Here is a 20,041-nt window from a genome sequence, read left to right on the forward strand (position 1 = left end):
AGCAAGTCAAGATCTCGTAGGGACGACGCGAGGCGTCATTGCGCGCGACAGTCAACGAAGACTGCAGAGCCTCGACCGCATTCACCCCTTTCGGACGAGGTTGTCAATTTGGTCCCTGCTGTTCTCCGGCCAGGCCAGAACTTGTCAGGCGCTCAATTCGGTGCGTAAATCTCAGATCTACGAGGCGTATTGCGTTCCTATGCGCGAAGGAAGCAGCGACTGGATAGCGAGTTGGCGCGAACTCCAACTACATCAGACCGGCAGCGCGGGAGCCATCTCTTCGGTTGTGGCGATGGAGCCGCAACCTTCCGTTTCGTAAAGGTCCACCCGTAATAGTGGGGGAAGATCGTCAATGACTCTCGCCCTTATCCATTCGGCAATCGCACCGGTATGGCCATCTTCGGGGCCGTTCTCCATCAGGTGGATGGGGTGGTGGTCCAGGGACTTAAATATCGGATCGAACATTTGCTTTACGTCGCCAAAGTCGATCGTCCAGCCCATGACCTCGTCTAGTGGGGCTGACAGATGGAGCCTTAGCGTGAAAGTGTGGCCATGCACGCCTCGCTGCTGCGCATCGACCGGCGCATGCTTCAATCGGACCGCGCTGTCCATCGTGAACTCTTTCCAGATGCGGTAGTTCGCACCATCAAAATTTGCGCCACAACTACCAGTCTCAAACACAGTAACCCAAGTCAGTTCCGGCAGTCGTTCCTTCAGTTGCCGCCATAGCCAAGCCGAGATAACTTCGCTAGTTGGATTGTGAAGACCCTCAATGTCGTTCAGGCATTGGTAGTTGAGTCGATAGTGGAAGGGCGCCCATATCTCGTCAAGGTAGTCGTAGTCAATGCTAATGTCACGATCACCAATGTCCTGGTTGGCGTGGACGAGCACCTCAAATCCATGGCCATGCAGGCGACCGCACTTGTGGCCGAGTGGTACGTTCGGTAGTTTGTGCGCGGCCTGGAACCGGTAGCGCCGCCATACGTGAGCGTCTCCGCCAGCGTCGAGGTCCACGCCTTGATTCTGAGTGCTTTGTACGGATATGCGATCAATGCCTGGTACATCTAGCCGTCCTCGAATCCAACGCGCAATGTTCTCATCCGTTGGATGCGCAATAGTGTCGTTGAGCAAGCTGTAATTGAGCGCCGAGACGCACCGCTCAAGATCTCGTGTGAGGTCGCTGACTTCCGCGCCAGGGAAGCGAGCCCAACCAGGTGGCAACTTGGCAAAGACGCTGACAAGGAAGCTATGGCCGTGAGTGTTTCGGCAACGGTGTCCTTCGGGGAGTACGCCGACACTACGCGCGGCTTCTAACCGGCAGGAGGCTACCGTGAGGATCGAGGGCGTGCTCATGCGGGATTGTCTTTCGTTGATAGGTACTGTTCATACCCCTTGGCTCGCAACTCACAGGCGGGACAGGTTCCGCAACCGTAGCCCCACGAGTGCTGGGTCGTATGGTTACCTTGGTAGCATGTGTGAGTGTCAAGCCTGATCAATTCCACCAGCTCCGATCCACCAAGTGTCTCAGCTAAGGACCATGTAGCTCGTTTGTCCAGCCACATGAGCGGCGTTTCCACCACCATAGGGCTGTCCATGCCGAGGCTCATGGACACTTGGAGTGCCTTGAGCGTGTTGTCTCTGCAGTCTGGATAGCCCGAGTAATCGGTCTCGCACATACCACCGACCAGAACTTCCAGGCCTCGGCGGTAGGCGACGGCTGCGGCGAAGTTGAAGAAGAGGAGATTCCTACCTGGAACGAAGGTGTTGGGTAGGCCATTCTGGTTGAAAGCTATGGCACGTTCACTGGTTAGGGCTGTATCGCTGATTGCCCCCAAAACAGATAAGTCGAGCATATGGTCCTGACCCAAGCGGCCACCCCAGTCTGGAAAGTCTGACCGGAACCGATCAAGGATAAGACCACGGCACTCCAACTCCACAACGTGACGTTGTCCGTAGTTGAAGCCAATGGTTTCAACATGCTCATAGCGGTCGAGAGCCCACGCCAAGCATGTTGTCGAGTCTTGCCCGCCAGAAAAGAGAACCAATGCCTTCTTGTTCATAGCTCGACCTCCTTAGGCAGCGCGACGAGCGCGGCGAAGTTCACGTTTGAGCGATCGGACCAGGTGATTGGCCAAAAGGTCAATATCTGATGGTGTGTTCTGAATGCCGTTCCACGGACGAATGTCGACATCGCTTAGCTTCCATTGACCGCTGGTCCAAGCGGTATGCCCATGGTCGCGAAGCAGTTGGAGGCCGGGCTCAAACTCGTCGCGCATAGTGGCGCCGAATGTCGAGTAAAGATGCTCCATCACAAAGCCCATCGCGACCAGGCCTGCCCCGTGACGCAGGCGAGATGTCTTGGGGTTCATTCCGACCCACTCCGTGCCAAACACGTTTCTCACTGCTTCAAAGAACTCGTTTAACAGCGATATGGCTCGGTCTTCGTAGTTGCTTAAGTTGATGAACTCACGGATCGCCCCTTGAGCGGCTGAGTTCATCACGAGCTTCTGCATTGCTGTGTCGCTGAGCACGCCCTTGGGGTTGGTGTGCTGACGAATCTCGCCGTGAAATACGCCGCCGCGCAAGTAGTTGAGCCGATCTACCACGCGAGCTGAGAACTTGCGATTTGTGAACCGATCGGGCAGCCCTTCGACCTGAGGAAGCAACTCATAGATGAGCGTCTTGGGAAGAGGTCGAGTGTTATTGATCAGCACGAATTGCTGACGAAGTTCGTTGTAGTCTTTGCAGACCAAGGCCGAAACGAAGACTTGGAAGCCCGGCTTTTGCAATCCCGCCAAAGCCGAAAGGCGCTGTTGACCATCAACGACGAAGCCGGGCTTGCCATCTGCAGTGTTGATCCTCACTTCAATCACACCGTCGCCCAAATCTTTGATCTTTACGCCATCGATAAAGGCCACGATGACGGCATTGGGCAGCAGTGCATCCTTGCGTCCTAGGTAGTCGCGGATCTCTTTGATATGGGCGGCAACTTGGTGGCGCTGAAATCCCTTCAGTTCGCCACTTTCATCGCGACCGACGCGCTCAATCTCTGAGAACTGCAAGACCTCGTGAGGATGTGCTGCGAAGCAGAAGATGTCGTGATCTGGAGCCTGAGAGGCGCGAACGGCCTTGTACTTGTATGTGGTCATTTTGCGTTAATCAGGGTTCTTTGTACGTGCTGGTGGTAGACGCCCAAGTTGTGGAATCCGCGACGTTTGTTCCTGTTGCTGGCGCGAAAGATGATGACGTCCACCCCTGCCTTCTGGCAGATATCACAGGAGCATTGCTGCCACGGGCGGTCTTGTAGTGTTCGGAGGTTCATCTCATGCATCTTGGTCAATTCTCGATCGAGCTTTTCGCCGGTCAATTTCTCATCGCCAAGTAGGAGAAAGCGTTGATAGTCCATTACCGCGTCCAATGCGGAGGCCACGCTGGCCTTGCCTCTATCTAGCGCTCGCAGGGTAGTCAGCGCCAACTGCTCTCGCCGTTGCAGATCCTCCGCGCCGAAGATGCCTCGTTTGATGCCTTGCATCAGGCGAGGGTTCTCGATCGCCTGCGGGATTCGGATAGCCGAGTAATACGACAAACCTCCGCCCGGTGCAGCCAAGTAGTAGTTGCGCTTGGCATCCTTGAAAGCACGAATCAGCGGGGATGTGGAGTCGAAGCTGGTGATGTCGTATTGAACGAATTCGTGGATGTGGTCAGCCTTCGCGAATCCCAGCAGGTGGATGTTGGTCTCGGGCTTGATCGCCCCACGCAACTCTTGCAAGACGAGATGGATTGCGTCGACCTTCAGTGGAACGAGGCCTCCAATCGCCAGGTACCGGTAGCCCATCTTCTCTAGAGACTTTGCTGCCTGGGCCATACTTTTTGGAGACCAGCCTTGTACTGCGCCCATTGGCTCGAAAGGCATTCCTTCATCGCGAGTCAACTTTAGGAACTCTCTAGCGTTTTCTTGTGTGATGTCGTAGCGCTTGCGGACAGCATCACTCACAGCATCTGCTGGTGGATTACTGGTGTCAAAGTCAAAGATGATGTGGTCGGGAGAAACGCCGTGGGTAAACTCCGCGTCCGTATAAAAATCTACAACCTCTGCTGGCTGGTAGGCAGGAGTCTCATGCTCCACGTACGCGAATGCGCCGCAGTCGCCCATCAGCATTGAATCCTTGAAGCGCGGGGCGTCGTAACGCAGAAACTTCCGCGCTCCAACACGCAGCATGCGCTGCTCTTCAGACGTGGAGTAGCGCACCTTGGATGAGGCCACTCCAGCAGCTTGGCGGATAGCACTCATCGAAACCAGCAGACCATCGTATGGAGACGTCGACATGATTTCGTGTGCGTACTGGTCGTCCCAGTACCGCTCATGACCAGGTTGGCTGCGATCGGTCAAGAAGTCATAGTCGGGATCGACGTAATCCTGAGTGTCGGAGTAGAGAAATTTCATGGTTTGGTGCTGCCGGCATACAGGCGCACAAGTGCGTCCTGCAGCTTTTTGATATCCCGGGGGGTGCTTTGGATTTCATTCCAGGCCAACCCAAGTGGCTCCCACACTCCCTTAGTCCAGTGGCAATGTGGTGCTACTTTTAGAAGCTCGGATTTGACGGCCTTCTGTTCTTCTTGGGGGCCGTTGAGGCGAGCATAGATGCGGTCCATCAAAACGCCCATGGCCTCAATGCCCGCTGAGTGCATCAGGCGACTTTGCCTGGGATCTTTTCCCCAAGCGTCTTTGAAAACTTCACGAACTGCGCCCCAATAGATAACCAAGATGCGATACATGCTCTCAACATCGGCATTGTCGCGAGCGCTGGCCTTGTATGGGGCCAGCGCACCCAACGGGTTGCTGATGCTGTGTTTGATCATGTTGATCACCGCCGTATCTATGACAACAGCACCGCTCGTGCCCTTGTCAGAAGCCCGTTTGATCATCTTGTAGAACGGCGAAGCTTTGTCGCGATTCAGTAGGCCACAAATCTCCGCAGGGATTCGCCGTGCACTCAAATCGCGTGGCAACAGCACGCTGCGTGTTTCGGGTAGCAGTTCGTTGAGCAACCTAGTTGGCAGAGGCTTGGCCTTGTTCACCAAGATGAACTGCTCACGCTGAACCTCCAGGCTGTCTGATACGAAGCCGATTACCGGGACGGGGATGGATTTGCCGCTCAGTTGAGACAGGGCAAGCGATCGCTGTTGGCCATCCACGATCCACGCCACACGCTCACCTTCTTTGAACACCGGGATGGTTAACGTGCCAGATTGGGCGATTCCTTGATCTCCGGTTGGCTTCGTCCCTCTTGAGGCCGCAAACTTCACAGATGGGGATAGCGCCAAGATGATGGCGTTTGGGAACAGGACATTGCCCTGGCTAAGATACTCGACGATGCCCTTTACATGGCTTTTTATCTCCGGTCTTTGGAAGCCCTTAAGGGTGTCGCCCTGATCGCGCTCCAGTCGCGAGATGTCGGCAACGCGAATGATGTCAGACCCATTCACAAAGAAGGCGTAGACGTCTAAGCCATCACCCTGATTGGTGTGCAGCGCGCGAACGACGATTGCATCGGCGGGTTTTTTCATAAGTTGCTCCCGTTCATTTCTTCGCGCAGGGAATGCCACAAGCCCTTGAATCGAGACTGCTCGCACTGAACCAGTGCTGTATCGCGTAAGAAGCGCAACAGTCGTCCGCCGGAGCCACTATATTCATGCCAGTTGACGCGCAAGATCTGGAGAATCTCTTCATCGGATTTCTTGGTGCGACGAGGAAGTTCACGCTTGATGCTTTGGGACATCGCATTTGCAACCTTGTCCCGAGCTTCGTCCATTGTTAGTGAGTGCCCGTTCAGATCCTCAAGGAAGTGCAGCAGCGCTCGTTGGGCGAAATCACCGCGAGTGCCAGAGAAACCGGTCCCCTCAAGTCGCTCGTCGTACGGGAGCACTTGATCGGCAAGCACTTGCGGTGCCGAGTGCGCCCATGCTGACGAAGTAAAGATACGCAGCCGACGAATAGCGTCTGTGGGCAACTGAGTCAGTTCTTCCGACAACATGCTGAGGTACGTACCGGGCATGGCTAGGTACCACGTTGCTGCATTCAAATGCGCCATCTCGCTGGCAATCGGCCGGGGATGGCCTCTTGCCGCATTCAGTGATCGCCACCAATCCATCCTGGTCGCGCCGATCTGTTTAAGGATGGGCAAGATCGTTGCGCCAGAGTCCGCAACAGTCAGGTCATAGGCTGGTGCCGTTTCCGAGGCGGAGACCATGCCTAGGCCAGCCGAGGCGATGTACAGCGGAGCCTCCAAGAGCGTTGCAGCACGACGGGCATCTTGAAAGGCCCGCCCCGCGTAGAGCGATTCAACCGGGTGGACATCTCGGCCACCCAGCAGTTGATCGCGCCACCGAGCCGACAACTCGTCAACCGATGCAGGCAATGGCATCGGAGGCAAGCGAGCGACATCAGCCTTCTGCAGTTTTCTTCCTGTGCAGTTGGTGAAAACCACACTACGGATTGCAGTTTCCGAGACCATATTTTTTAAAAACCTGAAATAACTGCAGAGGCTCTAATTCTAGCGCCTGCACTTACGTATGAAAGTGGCTTTTTGGGGCGGGCGCTTGAGAGCGCTGCTCAGTTGGCTCTGTGCGTCACCTGTTGGCATCGTGGCTCAAGCCAATCGATTCGTTCAACGTGCTGGCGTAGTGTCGCCGCCTGCGGGAGAGGCGTCAGTTGGGCTCGCAAGCCCAGCAAAAAGGCGTGGCGCCGAGCACCTCTCGGCCATCCTCACGCACCGCGCCCCTGCGGGCGCATTGCATGCTAGAAGAGAACTCGTTGCCTGGATGTCGTCCTCGCTGGCGGCGGCAGCAATCGCTCAAGCTCATCAGGATGCCTCCGCCGCAACCACTCGGTTTGCGCCTTGCAGCGTTGCAGGACGTCGTTCCTCGTGCAACCAGGATGGTCACCAATGAAGGTGTTCAGCGCAGCACGAGCCTGTTCAAGATGTAGCTGGGATCGTTGCTTGTCCTTGAGCGCTCTTGGCGCGCACCCAAAATTCTCAGAGGCAGCAGTTCGCACTGATCGCGCAGAGCCCTGCATACCCTCGACTAGACTGCGTATGCTTACCCCGTCTGACAATTGCCGTGCAAAGCTTTGAGGGAGGCGGTTCGGGGTAGTTGCCCAGATTGCACCTTGCCCATCTATGTCCCAATGCGGCTCCATTGATGGAGAAACCATGCGACGAGCAACGACTTCGGCGGGGGTATCGTGCTCAAGAGAACTCCAGAAGAGTAGCCACTTTAAAGGGTGGTCGCCAGATCTACTTCGCAGCAACCGATAAATCCATTTGCCGTCGGCGAGGCCACTGGGCGGACCATCGTGACGTGCCAGCCACCGGGATAGTTCCGACGCTTGAAACCACGATGCCAAGCGATCTTGACTTAGCGGGTGCCCCCATCCCGTAACACCCCTCTCGCGTAACTGTGAGAACGCCAGTTGGCGAACCTCTGCTATGTCCAGCCTGTCGCACGACGCAATGTTCACACTCAGTTGACTGATGTGCGTCAAAGCATGAAGGTCGTTGGATGAGAGGGCCTTGCTGCTAGGTGTGGTGTGCTGATCGGCGGGCAACTCCCACTCATACCGGAGAAGGTCGACTTCGACGAGTGGTCGCTGGTGTGCCGTGCATATCCAGTTGCCAAGTAATTGATGCGTCCAACGCCATCTGGGCAGGTCTACGACTTGCTGATCTTCCTTGGCGCAGACAGGGCAATACCGAAGCCGACTCAGTGGATCCAACCCACTAGCGGCCATGCCCAACATCACTCGCCACCCCACCGCTGCCCCCGAGCGGATTGCGGCATGGACTAATGATTGGCGCTCAGGATTGGCGAAGAGAAGGTATTGGCCTGCGCGTGTACGCTGCCTTAGCAGTTGCTCAATAGTCCCTAGGCTATCACCTGTAACCTGAACAAAGTGATGTAAATCGCGTGGCGCATCCCTTTCCTTGCACGCATGTGATGCGCCGAAGAGCGTCAATCCAGTCGTGCGGGCAGACCGGTTGCCGTATATGGCATGAAACGCGGCGGCCCACGAGTAGAGCGTCTCGTCTTTATGCCAATCTGGAACGATCGTCAGCTTGGACATGAGCCTATTCCCGATGTGGGCTAGACGCTGCCTCGAGGCCCCGCATCAGTGAGTCACGGATTTTTTCTTCGACAGTGTCACGCTGGAGCTTCTTCTGACTGGATGGGCGAGATTGTTTTTGGGCCTGTGGTGTGGCGGCTTCACAAGAATGCGGGGCAGAGGCCTTGTCATCTAATCCCGTGGCCACCAACGTTCGGAACTGGCTGGCCGGGATATCCTCATAACACTCGAGGGCCTGCCAATTTGAGGCCGTGATCGCTTCAATGCGTGCATGCAGGGGCCGAATTCTCGTATCGGTCCGATATACCTCATCGACAAAGTTGTGGGTAATCTGCGTGAGGCCGCGTCGAAGGGCACTCTCTTGCGCAGCCATTCGAAGTCGAGCAACATAGCGTGGAACCCCGGCGGTGCGGCGCCAAATGAAGCCGGCGAGTGTTTTATCCAAAAAGTGGTCTGATGTTGGTTGGTAGGGCGCGTCTGGCAACGGTAGCAATGTGGGGTTCCATATCAAGGGAATCCAGTCCTCTGCCCATTCCTTGTCCTTGTGATCACGATAGGGAAATAGGGTGTGCCATCCAGACTCTGAGAATCTGTCCACGTTCTGGGAGAACCGCTTGATTTTGGTGAAGGCTAGGGGATTGCCCACCAGTACTGTGGGCACACCCCAATTGAGCACTCGTAGAAACAGCGTCATGAATTCAGAACTGAAAGCCCCAGAGTTCAGTGATTTCTCTTGCGCTTCTTCAATGATCAGCAGGCCGCATCGGTGTACGGCCAGTAGATGAAGAAATGCAACCAGCTGCCGCTCAATGGTCCAGCGTCCCCCCGAGTAAGCTTTGTGATAGTCCGTGCCAAGTGCCTTGTCGAGTTCCAAAAAGGCGGCGGTCAGGAAACCTCCTCGCGAACCATCTGCGGGCATGTGTACTTTGAGATATACAAGCTGATCGAGAGACTTCCAGCCGCAGTTTGGTTCCTCTCCATGCTTGATCACATGCGGGAGTAACTCCAAGAATCGCTCTACGCACCGAGATTTCCCCATTCCTGTGATCCCTTCGACCACCATGCCTTTTGCATACGTTGGCCACCAAACGTCGAAGTCGCCCTGTCCAACACTGTGGCCAGACTTGTAAATGAATTGTTTGGCTTCGGTGCTGCGTGGGTCTCGTGCAGCAAGTCCCCCGTAGAGCAAGTCTTGCAGTCCGTAAGCAATGGATATGGTGCTAACGGTTGGCACAAACGTCGCGCGGAATTGATCCAATAAGCGTGCACGGCGATCAAGTGGAACTTGTGCCACGTTGGCGCTGGTGAGCGGTGTGTATTCCAGGGCTGAAGCTAACTCCATTGCATTTAATTTTGGAGGCAATGCTGCAAGCAATGGGTTGCTGTCCTCTGCGGCCAGGGCGGCAAGCAGTGGGTTGACATGCTCGGATGTCACGATTGCGCTCGCTTGCGCCGCAGTTCGGCGATAACTGAGGCGAAGTCATTTGGTTGCGCAACAATTGTTGAAGTAGGCTGAGACGGCCGGAATTCAACGACATCAACCTGCGGAATGGGCGAGTGCTTCATCTTTGCTTGGCGTGGGATGCCGGTAATGGCTGACCGCTCAACCGCCGTGTGCTCGCGCTTGTTTTGGGTGAGTTCTGTCTTTGACGGTTTCTTTGGGAGCGCTGCAATTTCAACTTTGCGGTCCGCATTTGCACGCTTTACGTCTTGTTTGATGGCGCGAACTTGATCAACCGCTGCTTCGACTTTCTTAACCTTGCCAAGAAACTTGGACAGTCGATCATCTTTGCTTATGAGTAGCCAGTCGAGCAACGTCACATCGAGTAGCGCTGGATCCTCAGTCGCAAGGCTCAAGCGCTTTAAGCCTTCAATGTTCACCCAAAGCTCTGAGAGGTTGGACGGATTGATATGCACCGTAACCTGCTGGGTGCGCCGTGCCGCCCGCTCAAGAATGCCAGACCTGAGAAGCCAGTCGCTTCTATAGACCAGTTCTGGTATCAGTCGCTGACCTGTGTATGAAGGATCGAAAAGGCGCAGACCGTTGCCATGTATCACGCCCTTGATGCGAGGCAAACACTTGACTCTCAGCGCTGTCAAATCGGTAGGAGTCGAGGTCAGGTAACCTTCACTGATCATCCACTTGATCACATCGCGACGCGTCGGATTTGCGCCTACAGCACGCATCTCAATGCGAGGTAAGGTGATGATCTCCTCGTTGTTTACATATAGAACCCTCCTAATGAGATGGGGTATGTACTCATCAAAGGTCATCTGGCCAAGCAAGGCCCTGTTTGGCTCACCTCGTCCACGAAGTCGGCCGTGAGTGGACCCTGGCATGTGGTGGTCGACATGAGCCTGAAACCGCCTGTGGTCTGACTCAACCAAGTATTTGTTGATTGCGTCGTACGCTGAACCATAGGCCGCGCCGGATTGCATCTCGTCGATAGTTGACATCGTCAGTTTATTTTTCCCCTCCCCGTTGTCCATTGAATACCGGCGAAAGACCATTGGCAACCACTCATCTTCTGTGATGGTGACGCCATATTTGGCGCAGAAAGCGACCTTCGATTCGGCAGCGTTGAGGATCGCCATCAACGCGGTGGTAGCGCTCGGACTTTCGAAGCCGACGTGCATTCCAAAGATATAGCCGACGCTGGATCCGACGACCTCGGTTCTCCAAGGTGACATCAAGGGTGTGAGCCTACTTGCGGCCGATACAAGACTTTGATCGCAGCTCGTGCTGTCGACCAATCCTTCGCCGTTCGCGGTGACGTTCTTGGCAGCAAAGGAACTCATTCGCCTGAGATAGGCTTGACTGGCTGGTGTGCTTTGCCGTGGTCGGTCGGTGTGCATCAGGGCCGCCACTCCTGTCTTGCCCCATCGGCGAAACTGGCCGAGTGTGAGGCGATGCGCCTCTGGCTTCAACGTTCCTTTGAAAGAGTGAGGTCCATCCCATTGCGTGCTTTCGGAAAAGAACTCTTCCAGTGTCCGGTGGAACGCTGTTTCATCAGTCACTCCGCGCTTCTTGTGCTTTCGCCATCCAAGCGCCAATTTAATCCGAACGGCTTTATTTGCGTTGAGGGATTGTTGCTTCGGTGCTTGCTTTGCGGTGAATTCCTGAGGACGGCCCGCACCGGTTTTCGAATACTTGAACTTGTTGGGCCCACCACAATTCGAGTACCAGGGGAGAAGTGAGTTCCTTTCGCCAAGCCCAAGGATGTAGGCATTCAGGTCACGCTGGACTTGCGATGCGCTCGCTAAGCCAAGTTCAGCAGCCCTCTTGGTTGGCCATGAAGGGCGGTCTGGATCAAGGATAATTTCACTGATGCTTCGCCCGTGTACGAACGGCCGGATTCGGCCATATGCCACCGCTCTACGGCGAACCCATTTCCTCAGATTGCGCCGGTGACTCGGGTCTACATGATGGGCATCTCTGTTCTTTAGTTGCTCGACAGTAAGCAGCCAATGCGAAGGCGTTTCAAATTTGACGACAGAGATGCGCCCCTCGTTGATGGACTGCTCGATCAGCGAGAGCCGTTCTCTTTTCGCCGTTCGGATGTAGTTGCGCTGAAAGCCGCTCTTGTCTTTCCTCGGGAACGGTGCAATGACGATTAAGTCAAGCTCGCGCTTGATCAACACAATGCGGCCATAGGGGGTTGTGCTGCGCTTGTCACTGTGATCAATCAAGGCTCCGCCGATGAATGGTACTGTCATTGACTTGCCCCTAGGTAACGTGCCATCAAGCGGCGAACGACTTGTTCGCGACCGCGATTGATAGTGCGAGTCATCTGAATGGGGCGGCTAAGGTCGATGTCGACCATACGAAGCCAGCATCCGGTCCTGAACATCAGATACCCGAGTTCATCTGAGATTCGTAGGCGCTTTGCAGATGCCCGTGCAGCTTGAGAGATGCTCATGTTGTCAGCGTGCCGTTCGAATGTTCCGACGAAATCCTGAAGGAGGTCGGATTGCGCCCACTCGCGCACTTCCTCGGTGAGTGGACGTAGCCATTCCAAGTTTCGGACGAGAGCCTTTTCAATGCCGGCACCGTCTTCGAGCACATGCCTCGTGCCCGTTGCCGCGCAGTAGATCGCATCGAGCGCAACGCGCTCTCGAGCCCGTGTGGAGGCGGTGTAGATACCGGCAGGCTTACAACTGATGCTCAGGAGGCCTGGACAAGAGCGCTGATCTATTGGTCGAAAGACCAAATCAATTGTGGCGACGTAAGGCACTGAGGTGCCAATGAAATGGCCATGGTCAATCCCAGCATCTCTCGCCAAGTCAAGCAACCCGGGAACGAATTTAATCTGCGTCCAAGAGTCTGCCCTGCAGGGGAAACTGTCTGGGTGTGGGTGTTCTATCGGCCATGCAGGCAAACCCTCGCGAAGTTCTTCGTGGCCCAGATAGGCCACTTGGAGTGCGGTGTGAAACTCTAGCTTGCTTAAAAAATGATGGTTTCTCTTTTGAATTGAAACCGACTCAAAGTGCTGATGGGAGACCGGGCTGCTGAAATTCCGACGAATCGGGATCCATGGAACATAGTTGTCTCCGCGCCCAAGCCCATGTCCGGCCGCGATCGCGCGCTGAACTTGAGTCAGTTTTCGCTTTGTATATTCAGTCGTTTGAGTGAGAGCGCCAGGACCCTCCTCATTCAATAGATAAAGATATGGCGCACAGTATTCGTCTTCGGCTACCTGCGGATAGGGTGGCCGACCATATTCATGTTCGATGACCAAGTTCGCTCCTTCCGCGCAATTTGCGCTGGAATGTCAGGGCAAGTTGGCTCTAAGAGTCAACTTGCACGGATAGGAAGGGCGGCGAGTGCGAAGGGAGGTCTGGTCGCACGGCCTTGCTTTTGAGGACTTATGGCGGTCAAGTTCATGACGGCCTGCAGTCCCTATCAATCAATTGCGCTTGCGTCGCGACTCAGAGTGGCTTGACGTCGGGGAAGCATTGGCCAAAAATCGCGTAGCTAGTGTTTTGGTGTATCGGCCAAGACTTTTCCCGGCGAGCCTCGGCTCGCCGTTTTTCTTTCTACTTCGACATGGCTGTCCTCCTGTTCGGTTGATCCAGTTCATCGACCCGTATGGAGAGCGAGGCCATCCGTTGTGCTGCCAGTTGTAGGCCCTTTAGATATTCGGAAAGTCCCTCTTGTTGTGCGTTGTCCAGCAGCGCTGACGCCCTCAGGACTTGCGAGACAAGTTGCGCTTCGCGGGGGGATGCAGCCACCTCCAAGATGAAGCGGACGCATCTATCATGCCGCGCGCACCATTCGAGGAGCGACAACTCGCTTTGGTCCAGCGTTAAAGCACTCGCGATGTCGGCGATCGTGGCGGGATTTGGTGGTGGCCGGCTGCCCCGTTCAAGGCCAGACAACTGGCTGGGGTCCATGTCAATGGTGAGAGCCAAAGACTTTTGGCTCAGCTTTCGTGATTGACGTAGACGCCCCAACTCCTCAGGAAAGCGGAGCAATGGATCATGGGCGCTGCCGGCCATGGGGGAAGCAAAATTCAAAGTACCGCCTCAAGTCAAGCTCTTGACGGCTTAGATCCTATTGCGCCGAATCAAGCTTGTCACCTCGCAAGATTTTGGCTTGATCTGGCTTAGCATCTGCCGTAAGTGCTTGATTCGAAAAGATGAATTTTCTGTGCCTCGTTTTCAGCAGACTTTCAGCAGCAAAAGGGATGGGCGTAAGGCCAGGTATCTTTTGGTTCGGCGCCTTTGGTGGTACCAAACCGTCTCTGCTGCGCTAGGCCTCGATGCTCCGCACGACATTGGCAAAGTGATCACACCCCAGAGGTATCGAATCGAGGGGGTTAGCCATGTCTATCGATCCGATTGGTCCATGTATGGGCGTGGGCTGAGATCGCCGTCCACGTCAACGTTGAGTCAAGTGGATCGCTTTGTGCCAGGCTCATCTGCCACGTTTAACCACAATCTATGGCGCTTTCTTGCTCCGAGCAGGGAGGCCAGGCGTTCGTTGTCGTTGCGAGGTGCAGTCGACAGGCGTGACATCGGGCGGTTTCATGAGGCTAAAAGCTGCGTCAAGATCGATGCCGCACTTCGTTGTTCTCCACTAGATGCCGTGGCGATGTTGCTCCAGGCGAGACAAATCAGTTTGGAACTTGGATATGCATCGGCGGCGAAGCACGCTGAAGTCACACTGCTTCGAGCTTGCATCGTATTCGCCGCAGTCGATAGATGCGCATTGCCTTTCGCGGATTTGATCGGATTGCTAAATGAGTGGCTTTCACGCCAATCAACTACAACGTGGCCATTCTTCTCGGTGACGGCGTTCGACGAAATCGTTAGAGCAATCCGCCGGTGCAAACCTCGGAGCGGCGGAAGTTTCTGGCAGGTTTCAGATGCCTCACGAAAAAGAACGGCCATGGATGCCTTGAAAGGCCGGTTTGGTATCGATATTGCACTGACAGCCCAACCGATTTATCTATGCTCGTGCCAGCGCGAATGCTGTCATGCCAAAGAGGCCCGCCAAACTCGTGCGGCCATATCCAGGGGGTTGCGGTCGCTAAGGGGCTTGCAACCGATATGACCTCATGACTTGTGTGCTGGGGGTGAGCCTGGTGATGCATTGATGGCAACTTGAACTTGCGGGAGGCTCGGCGTACCATGGCTCGAGCTAGGTCGTAAACGCCAGGATGAACAATATGGCTCCGAAGAAATCCACGTCACTGCAATTGGTCGCAGGGCAGCCACGGTGGCGTCGTAAAGATCTGGTCGGGAAATTCCCACATATTGAGCATCAGCCCGCACCCGATGCTAAGCATCGGCTTAGCGATGAGGTGCGGCAACAGATAGTTGATCGCATGAAGCTCAAATAGTCGCTTGCGTGAGCGACTCGCCACTGCCACTCTCCCGGCGTTGGGAGGGGGCCATTGCTTGCCGTGTGGCTTCTTATGGCGTCACTTCAGGCACCAAGTTTGAGGTTGTCGAATTTTCGTTGACAACACATCGCTCAGGGCACTCTTGGATGCTTGGGGGAACAGCGTTCTCATTTCCATTGCCAACTGCATGCCTTGAATTTGCACCTGGGCAAGAGGCCCCTTGATTTCGGTCACCATACCGCACATGTTGCCGACAACATCTCGATGTCGTTTACGCCATTCGTCGGTCAGCGAGTCCGGCAAGTCGGAAGTCTGAATTTGAACTTGTGTCCCAACCTTTAGTTGGCTACGAAGATCGGTGACTGACTTTTCATACTCAACTCGGTGCGCAGCATGCTGTTGCAAGGCACTTGGCGACACGAGTTGAAATGCAATGTTCCAGTTCCAGCCTAGTGAAAATGGCGGTGATGATGCCTCGCTTGCCGGTACCACTTCGATCATGAATTGCGCGAGGCCTGACGGACCGTTGCACCAGAACTGCCCCGTCAGTCCGCTGTTGGCCAAGACCCTAATGCCGCGCGCTACGACGGGTAGTCTTGTTGACTCAAAACCCCAAGGTGATTCGTTCCGCTCCAGCGTGCCTCCTCCATTCGCACAAGCCTCTCTGACGCGGTTGACGACCTCCGCGACGTCCCGCTGAGGTCGCTCTGGTTGGCCCGTAATCGGGAGTTGCGTCTTCACCATCAAACCTCCCAAAGTGGGGAGCGTTTCTACAAATGGGATGCGGTCTCTGGGGTTCCCCACATACGTTGTGTCTTTACTCAGGGAGTAGATCGACGAATCCTCCGATGTGGTTCTCTGCATGACTAGGGCTTGAAAGACTTTCTTAACAGAGTTGAACGACCTTGTGTCTTCCGCTTGAGGTGTCTGCGAGGACAGAGGGTGGCAAAACTAGACCCAGGGTGATGATGATGGCTGCACTGATATGCATTTTTACCTCTCTGTTTGTTTGCCCCGGAATCAGCCTCCGGGTAGACACATGACCAACTCCTTGGTCGCTTCATCGGGAGGTTTCCCTGCAATGCGCGGCCAGCGGATCTGTCCGCCATTTGCACCTTCGAATAGCCAGAATCGTTGGCCGGGAGCACGTGAGTCTGTCAGTCGCCAAATCGAAGTCACGGGATCAATGACCCACGCGACTTGATTGCCTCTGGGAGGGACCACCCGATGTAGAGCCCTGATGGATCTGGGAGATGTCTCGACTAAGTCGACGAGGTCTGCTTCATAGGCGAGCATCAACTCCCTGCCGCATTGTTCATCGGGTTCCCGCACCGCGGCGATGTACCAAGGTACGTGCAGTGATAGCTCCACCACGCGCCAACTCTTGGTCCCAGGTGGGAGCAGCGCGGGAGGAACGTGTTGTTCAAAGCGGTAGTCCGAGAGGAACACAGAGTGATCGCATCAGGCGAATAGTCGAATTTCGAATAGTCTAACTTCGAATTGATGCTTCGGGTTCTTCAGGTACCCGATGCAGAAGTCGCTTCATTCCAATCAACTTCAGACCATGCTGGCGTTGCTCAGGCAGGCCAGATTGAGCGTGGGCGTTACCCAAGAGGTGCTCTCTGATCGGATAGGACTTAGCCAAAGTGACATCAGCAAAGTTGAACGCGGTGCACGTCGACTCGATTTGCTCGAGTTAAGAGCGTGGCTGCAGGGCCTAGGTGTTCCTCTGCACGTGTTCGTCACTGAGTTGGAGGATGCATTAGCGGCCGATGAGTTGGTGAGCTCAGAACTCGGCGGACGGCGCAAGCGGAAGGTGGTGCGCACATGATGCAACGTCTGTTGGCGGGGCTGTTGTGATCCCTGCAGTTCCCCAAGGCGCGACTGTCCAGTCATTGCTGACGGCGCTCATTCGGACCGCCCCAGCGATTTCACTTAAGCAAGCGCCAGGGCGGTACTTTGGCGTTCGGACGATCTCGAACGACATGTATACAGTCAATGCGGATAACTTATCCAAGTTGGCATTTGCTGGGCATGTGTCGGCAAATCAAATCAGACGCCACCACGGAATTTTGCCGTTGACGACGGCCTTTCGAGAGCAGGAGCAGGAGGCGCAAATCTGGCAACGGATTGAACAGGGCGATCGAGATGCTTTCCGGCCAGTAATCGGTGGGGGTAAAGGTTCGGTGCTCACATCTCGCACTTTCAAGCATTGTGTGGAGTGTGTTCGAGCGCAGCAACTGATCTATGGCGTCGGACATTGGATGACTCTTCACCAGATAGTAGGTGTTGGTCGTTGTCAGGTACACGACGCGCCACTGATGGATCAATGTGCAGATTGCGGCGCGGGGATCGGTGGGCCGCAAATGTCGACATTGCCTTCAGATGCGTGCGCAAATTGTGGAGGGACGAGGAGAGCACCAACTTCAACAGCAGAGTTACAGTCTCAGCAGAATTATGTTTCGTTGATCGGTTCGGCTTTGGATGGCTTATCTACTGATTTGCGTCCAAGGAGTCGAAAACTATTGCTTTCCCAAGCTCGCCACCTTTTGGGCTCTGATGAGCGTATTGTTCTTGGGTTGCTCAACGCTTGGGGCGCGCTCAATTGTTCTGAACTGGCCGTGAGCCTCGAATGTGAAATTCATTCTCGATTGCTGATAAAGGCAATTAAGTGTGGGCACCTCTACGGAGTACCTCGCCCTTTGGTTGTTGCGATTATTGCCTATTGTAGAGACGTCGTTGGTATTGACGCAGAGGGGCCGCATGCGCTATCCGATCAGTTGGGACTATTACAGGGGGCTGAGACACTTACCTTAGAGCAGCAAACCCTTTTTGAATTGCTCCAGCGCATCTCTCCAGTCGGTTATCCCGTGGCTGCACTGCGTGCCTTTGCTCAAGGCCAAAAATTAGTGGATGTTACGCGAAGCAAGTTGGCCTCACGCGCTATCACTCAAGAGCTATTATTTAGGGCGGGTGGTGCGGTTGCATACGTATATCCACACCTGAGGATGACTCCATTTCCTAGAACTTGGAGTAATGATTTGAAGCGCAGTTACTTCAGGCAGATCGCGGACAGTGCGCGAAAGCAGAACGTGCCGCGAGCGCAACTGGCCAAGAAAATCTGGGGTGTGTATCTTTGGTTACTGAAGAACGATCGTGCCTGGTTGGATGAAAACTACCCACGCTCTACCATAAGAAAAACTCGGAAGGATGGGCATTCATCAGTTTTTAATTTGCCGCATCACCTTGAGTGATGTTTCGCCAATTAAGCGCTCGAAGGCAATGCGATCCTCATCCAGGAATGATTTGTTCTCGTAGAATTGATCGTATTCAATGCTTTTTAATAGGTTGGGGTCTCGTAGTACATCCCGCACCCAAACGCCAAGATTTGCAAGCGCATCTCTTCCTGCTCTTTTTTCGAAAACACGATGAAAAACAGGCCAGCGGTGGCGAATAAGGGACCAGTTGATCGTCTCTTGGTATGACAACTCCGAAAGTGCGTCCACCACTCGCCCGACAGGTCCAACGTTTTTCTCCAACCACTTGATGTGAGATAGTAATATCTCCGTCATAAGTTCGCGATCTTTCCAATATGTCTGAATGCTTACTCCTGCTTCCAAATTGACATCGGTCAAATGAGCGTCGTAGTTCTGGATTGAGTCTGTGGCAAGCAAGAGGCCATATAGACCAGACATGATCAAAACGACGGGTCTCTTGGGTTGTTGCAGAAATTTCGCCCACTCGTCAGGGGTTGCTTGATAGCAGCGGCCCTTATACCGAAGATAAGCTGGAAGGAACTTGCTCTCGTTGATTCGGCCGCCAAAGTCTGGCCCAAATATCAGTTCCTTATTAATAGGCCTGGAGCCTCGATTTCCTTCGGAAAACTCGATTCCATCGACTAACCCGCCTTGAATGCTGGTTAACATTCTATTTCGAGTGGCAAAAATGAGCTGACGAATATCGGGGTCATCGAGTTGGCTCAAGAGGGATGCATTCCCGTCGAAATGGTGTCCCGACGCATCAGATTTTGTGTTGCTGCATGATATTAGCAAGATGTCAACAGTCTCTCCGGTCCCTCCGGCCAAGGCAGCGCCGCATCCGGGCGATGCAAGCGCGGCTTCCTCGCGCTCTCGCGTAGATTCTTGAATTGCATTGATTCTTGACTTTTGAAGTCTTCGGCTAGTGCCAATTGAATCCAGCACTAGTTGCGCGACCCTTGTTATTAGGGTCGAGTTGATATCTAGTTCGAGCTTTACGGAGCCATGAGTGCCAGGAAGAACTCCTTCATCGTGATCGAACTTGGTGTAGAAGCTTTTTTTGGGCTTTCCAACGAATATGTCTCGTTCGGCCGTGAAAATGTGAAAGTGGGGGGCATCAATTGTGTCGCCGCCATTGTCGCAGTACCTTTTTACTGCCGCCGCATACGCTTTTCCTAACGGCTTCCCGTTGAACTTTGGATTGTCTAAGTAATCGAGTCTTTTATGGATCTTGGAGAGCCCTATCTTTGTTAGGAAGGTGGCAACCTTAGAGCCCGTTACAGGGCTAGCCACAAGAAAGCACAAGCGAATTTTCTTGACTGTCTTGTTTTCACCTGCGTCATTGAGCATCGCGCAAATCGAGCCGCGAACAAGCAGTCCACCCATACTGTGCGCAATGATGTAAATGTCTGTATATGACGATAGGTGAGTGTTAATCCATAGGCGCAACTTTTCTGTAAATGTGTCAGGGGTGTTGCGCTCGAAAACTTTGGAGGAGTAGCCAAACGAGGCAGTGTCAAAAGAACTCAAGCCAGGATTAGTTAGCAATGCTTCTGAGGTGCCCCTCCATGTCTCTTTTGCGTCTCCGAAGGTCCCATGAACAAACAGGATCACGCTTTGGGCGGACGGAGTAAGTTGATTAACCCAAGAGTCTTCGTCAATCGCGATCCTTTGTCTTTTCGTAGCCGGGGACATCCTGGGCATCTCCTGATGAAAGCTTGATCACGCCGATGCGGCGGTGTTGGCATGTGAAACATTGCCCGCAATGCCACTGACTGCGGAGATTGGCGACGATAGCGTTAACACACCCA

15 protein-coding genes are annotated in these 20,041 nt (G+C 54.4%); 2 read left to right on the top strand and 13 right to left on the bottom strand.

Annotated elements, in window-relative coordinates; all coding sequences use genetic code 11:
- Positions 1-252: 252 nt before the first annotated feature.
- From EYS42_RS12835 to EYS42_RS12890, 12 genes are all read right to left on the bottom strand, one after another.
- Entirely contained in the window at positions 253-1,353 is a 1,101-nt protein-coding gene (locus tag EYS42_RS12835) for a 6-carboxytetrahydropterin synthase (protein WP_130968587.1), read from the bottom strand.
- The gene (gene queC, locus EYS42_RS12840; RefSeq protein ID WP_130968588.1) at positions 1,350-2,060 is read right to left on the bottom strand and encodes a 7-cyano-7-deazaguanine synthase QueC; all 711 of its coding nucleotides are present in this window, start codon (positions 2,058-2,060) and stop codon (positions 1,350-1,352) included. The genes EYS42_RS12835 and queC overlap by 4 nt, the downstream gene beginning before the upstream one ends.
- Before the next feature lie 12 nt (positions 2,061-2,072).
- On the bottom strand, positions 2,073-3,149 hold the full coding sequence (gene dbpB, locus EYS42_RS12845) for a DGQHR domain-containing protein DpdB (RefSeq protein WP_130968589.1): 1,077 nt from the start codon (positions 3,147-3,149) through the stop codon (positions 2,073-2,075).
- Positions 3,146-4,444 (bottom strand): tRNA-guanine transglycosylase DpdA, encoded by a 1,299-nt coding sequence (gene dpdA / locus EYS42_RS12850; RefSeq protein WP_130968590.1) that lies wholly within the window; start codon positions 4,442-4,444, stop codon positions 3,146-3,148. Before dpdA ends, dbpB (EYS42_RS12845) begins: the two co-directional genes overlap by 4 nt.
- Complete coding sequence (gene dbpB / locus EYS42_RS12855) at positions 4,441-5,568, bottom strand: DGQHR domain-containing protein DpdB (RefSeq protein WP_130968591.1); 1,128 nt, start codon at positions 5,566-5,568, stop codon at positions 4,441-4,443. The genes dpdA and dbpB (EYS42_RS12855) overlap by 4 nt, the downstream gene beginning before the upstream one ends.
- Positions 5,565-6,488, bottom strand: a complete 924-nt coding sequence (locus tag EYS42_RS12860) for a hypothetical protein (RefSeq protein ID WP_130968592.1) — start codon at positions 6,486-6,488, stop codon at positions 5,565-5,567. Before EYS42_RS12860 ends, dbpB (EYS42_RS12855) begins: the two co-directional genes overlap by 4 nt.
- Positions 6,489-6,799: 311 nt before the next feature.
- On the bottom strand, positions 6,800-8,125 hold the full coding sequence (locus tag EYS42_RS17485) for a TniQ family protein (RefSeq protein ID WP_130968593.1): 1,326 nt from the start codon (positions 8,123-8,125) through the stop codon (positions 6,800-6,802).
- 4 nt (positions 8,126-8,129) lie between these two features.
- Positions 8,130-9,560 carry an ATP-binding protein gene (locus EYS42_RS12870; protein WP_130968594.1) on the bottom strand — a complete coding sequence of 477 codons (1,431 nt, stop codon included), beginning with the start codon at positions 9,558-9,560 and terminating at the stop codon, positions 8,130-8,132.
- Entirely contained in the window at positions 9,557-11,842 is a 2,286-nt protein-coding gene (locus tag EYS42_RS12875; protein ID WP_130968595.1) for a TnsB C-terminal domain-containing protein, read from the bottom strand. The genes EYS42_RS12870 and EYS42_RS12875 overlap by 4 nt, the downstream gene beginning before the upstream one ends.
- Positions 11,839-12,864 (bottom strand): PDDEXK family nuclease, encoded by a 1,026-nt coding sequence (locus EYS42_RS12880; protein WP_130968596.1) that lies wholly within the window; start codon positions 12,862-12,864, stop codon positions 11,839-11,841. Before EYS42_RS12880 ends, EYS42_RS12875 begins: the two co-directional genes overlap by 4 nt.
- 298 nt (positions 12,865-13,162) lie before the next feature.
- A complete protein-coding gene (locus EYS42_RS12885) occupies positions 13,163-13,624 on the bottom strand; it encodes a helix-turn-helix domain-containing protein (RefSeq protein ID WP_130968597.1) in 462 nt (153 codons plus the stop codon).
- 1,427 nt (positions 13,625-15,051) lie between these two features.
- Positions 15,052-15,474, bottom strand: a complete 423-nt coding sequence (locus EYS42_RS12890; protein ID WP_130968598.1) for a hypothetical protein — start codon at positions 15,472-15,474, stop codon at positions 15,052-15,054.
- A gap of 1,027 nt (positions 15,475-16,501) precedes the next feature.
- Here EYS42_RS12890 and EYS42_RS12895 point away from each other — a divergent pair.
- A complete protein-coding gene (locus tag EYS42_RS12895) occupies positions 16,502-16,804 on the top strand; it encodes a helix-turn-helix domain-containing protein (protein WP_130968599.1) in 303 nt (100 codons plus the stop codon).
- Positions 16,805-16,958: 154 nt separating this feature from the next.
- A complete protein-coding gene (locus EYS42_RS12900; RefSeq protein WP_130968600.1) occupies positions 16,959-18,227 on the top strand; it encodes a TnsD family Tn7-like transposition protein in 1,269 nt (422 codons plus the stop codon).
- On the opposite strand, the gene yaaA is transcribed toward EYS42_RS12900, so the two are convergent.
- Positions 18,195-19,925, bottom strand: coding sequence for a peroxide stress protein YaaA (yaaA, locus tag EYS42_RS12905; protein WP_165456770.1), 1,731 nt, complete (start codon positions 19,923-19,925; stop codon positions 18,195-18,197). The two genes, EYS42_RS12900 and yaaA, sit on opposite strands and share 33 nt — an antisense overlap.
- Positions 19,926-20,041 lie beyond the last annotated feature (116 nt).

This window comes from Aquabacterium lacunae, from assembly GCF_004310865.1.
In the GTDB taxonomy this organism is placed as follows: Bacteria; Pseudomonadota; Gammaproteobacteria; order Burkholderiales; family Burkholderiaceae_C; genus Aquabacterium; species Aquabacterium lacunae.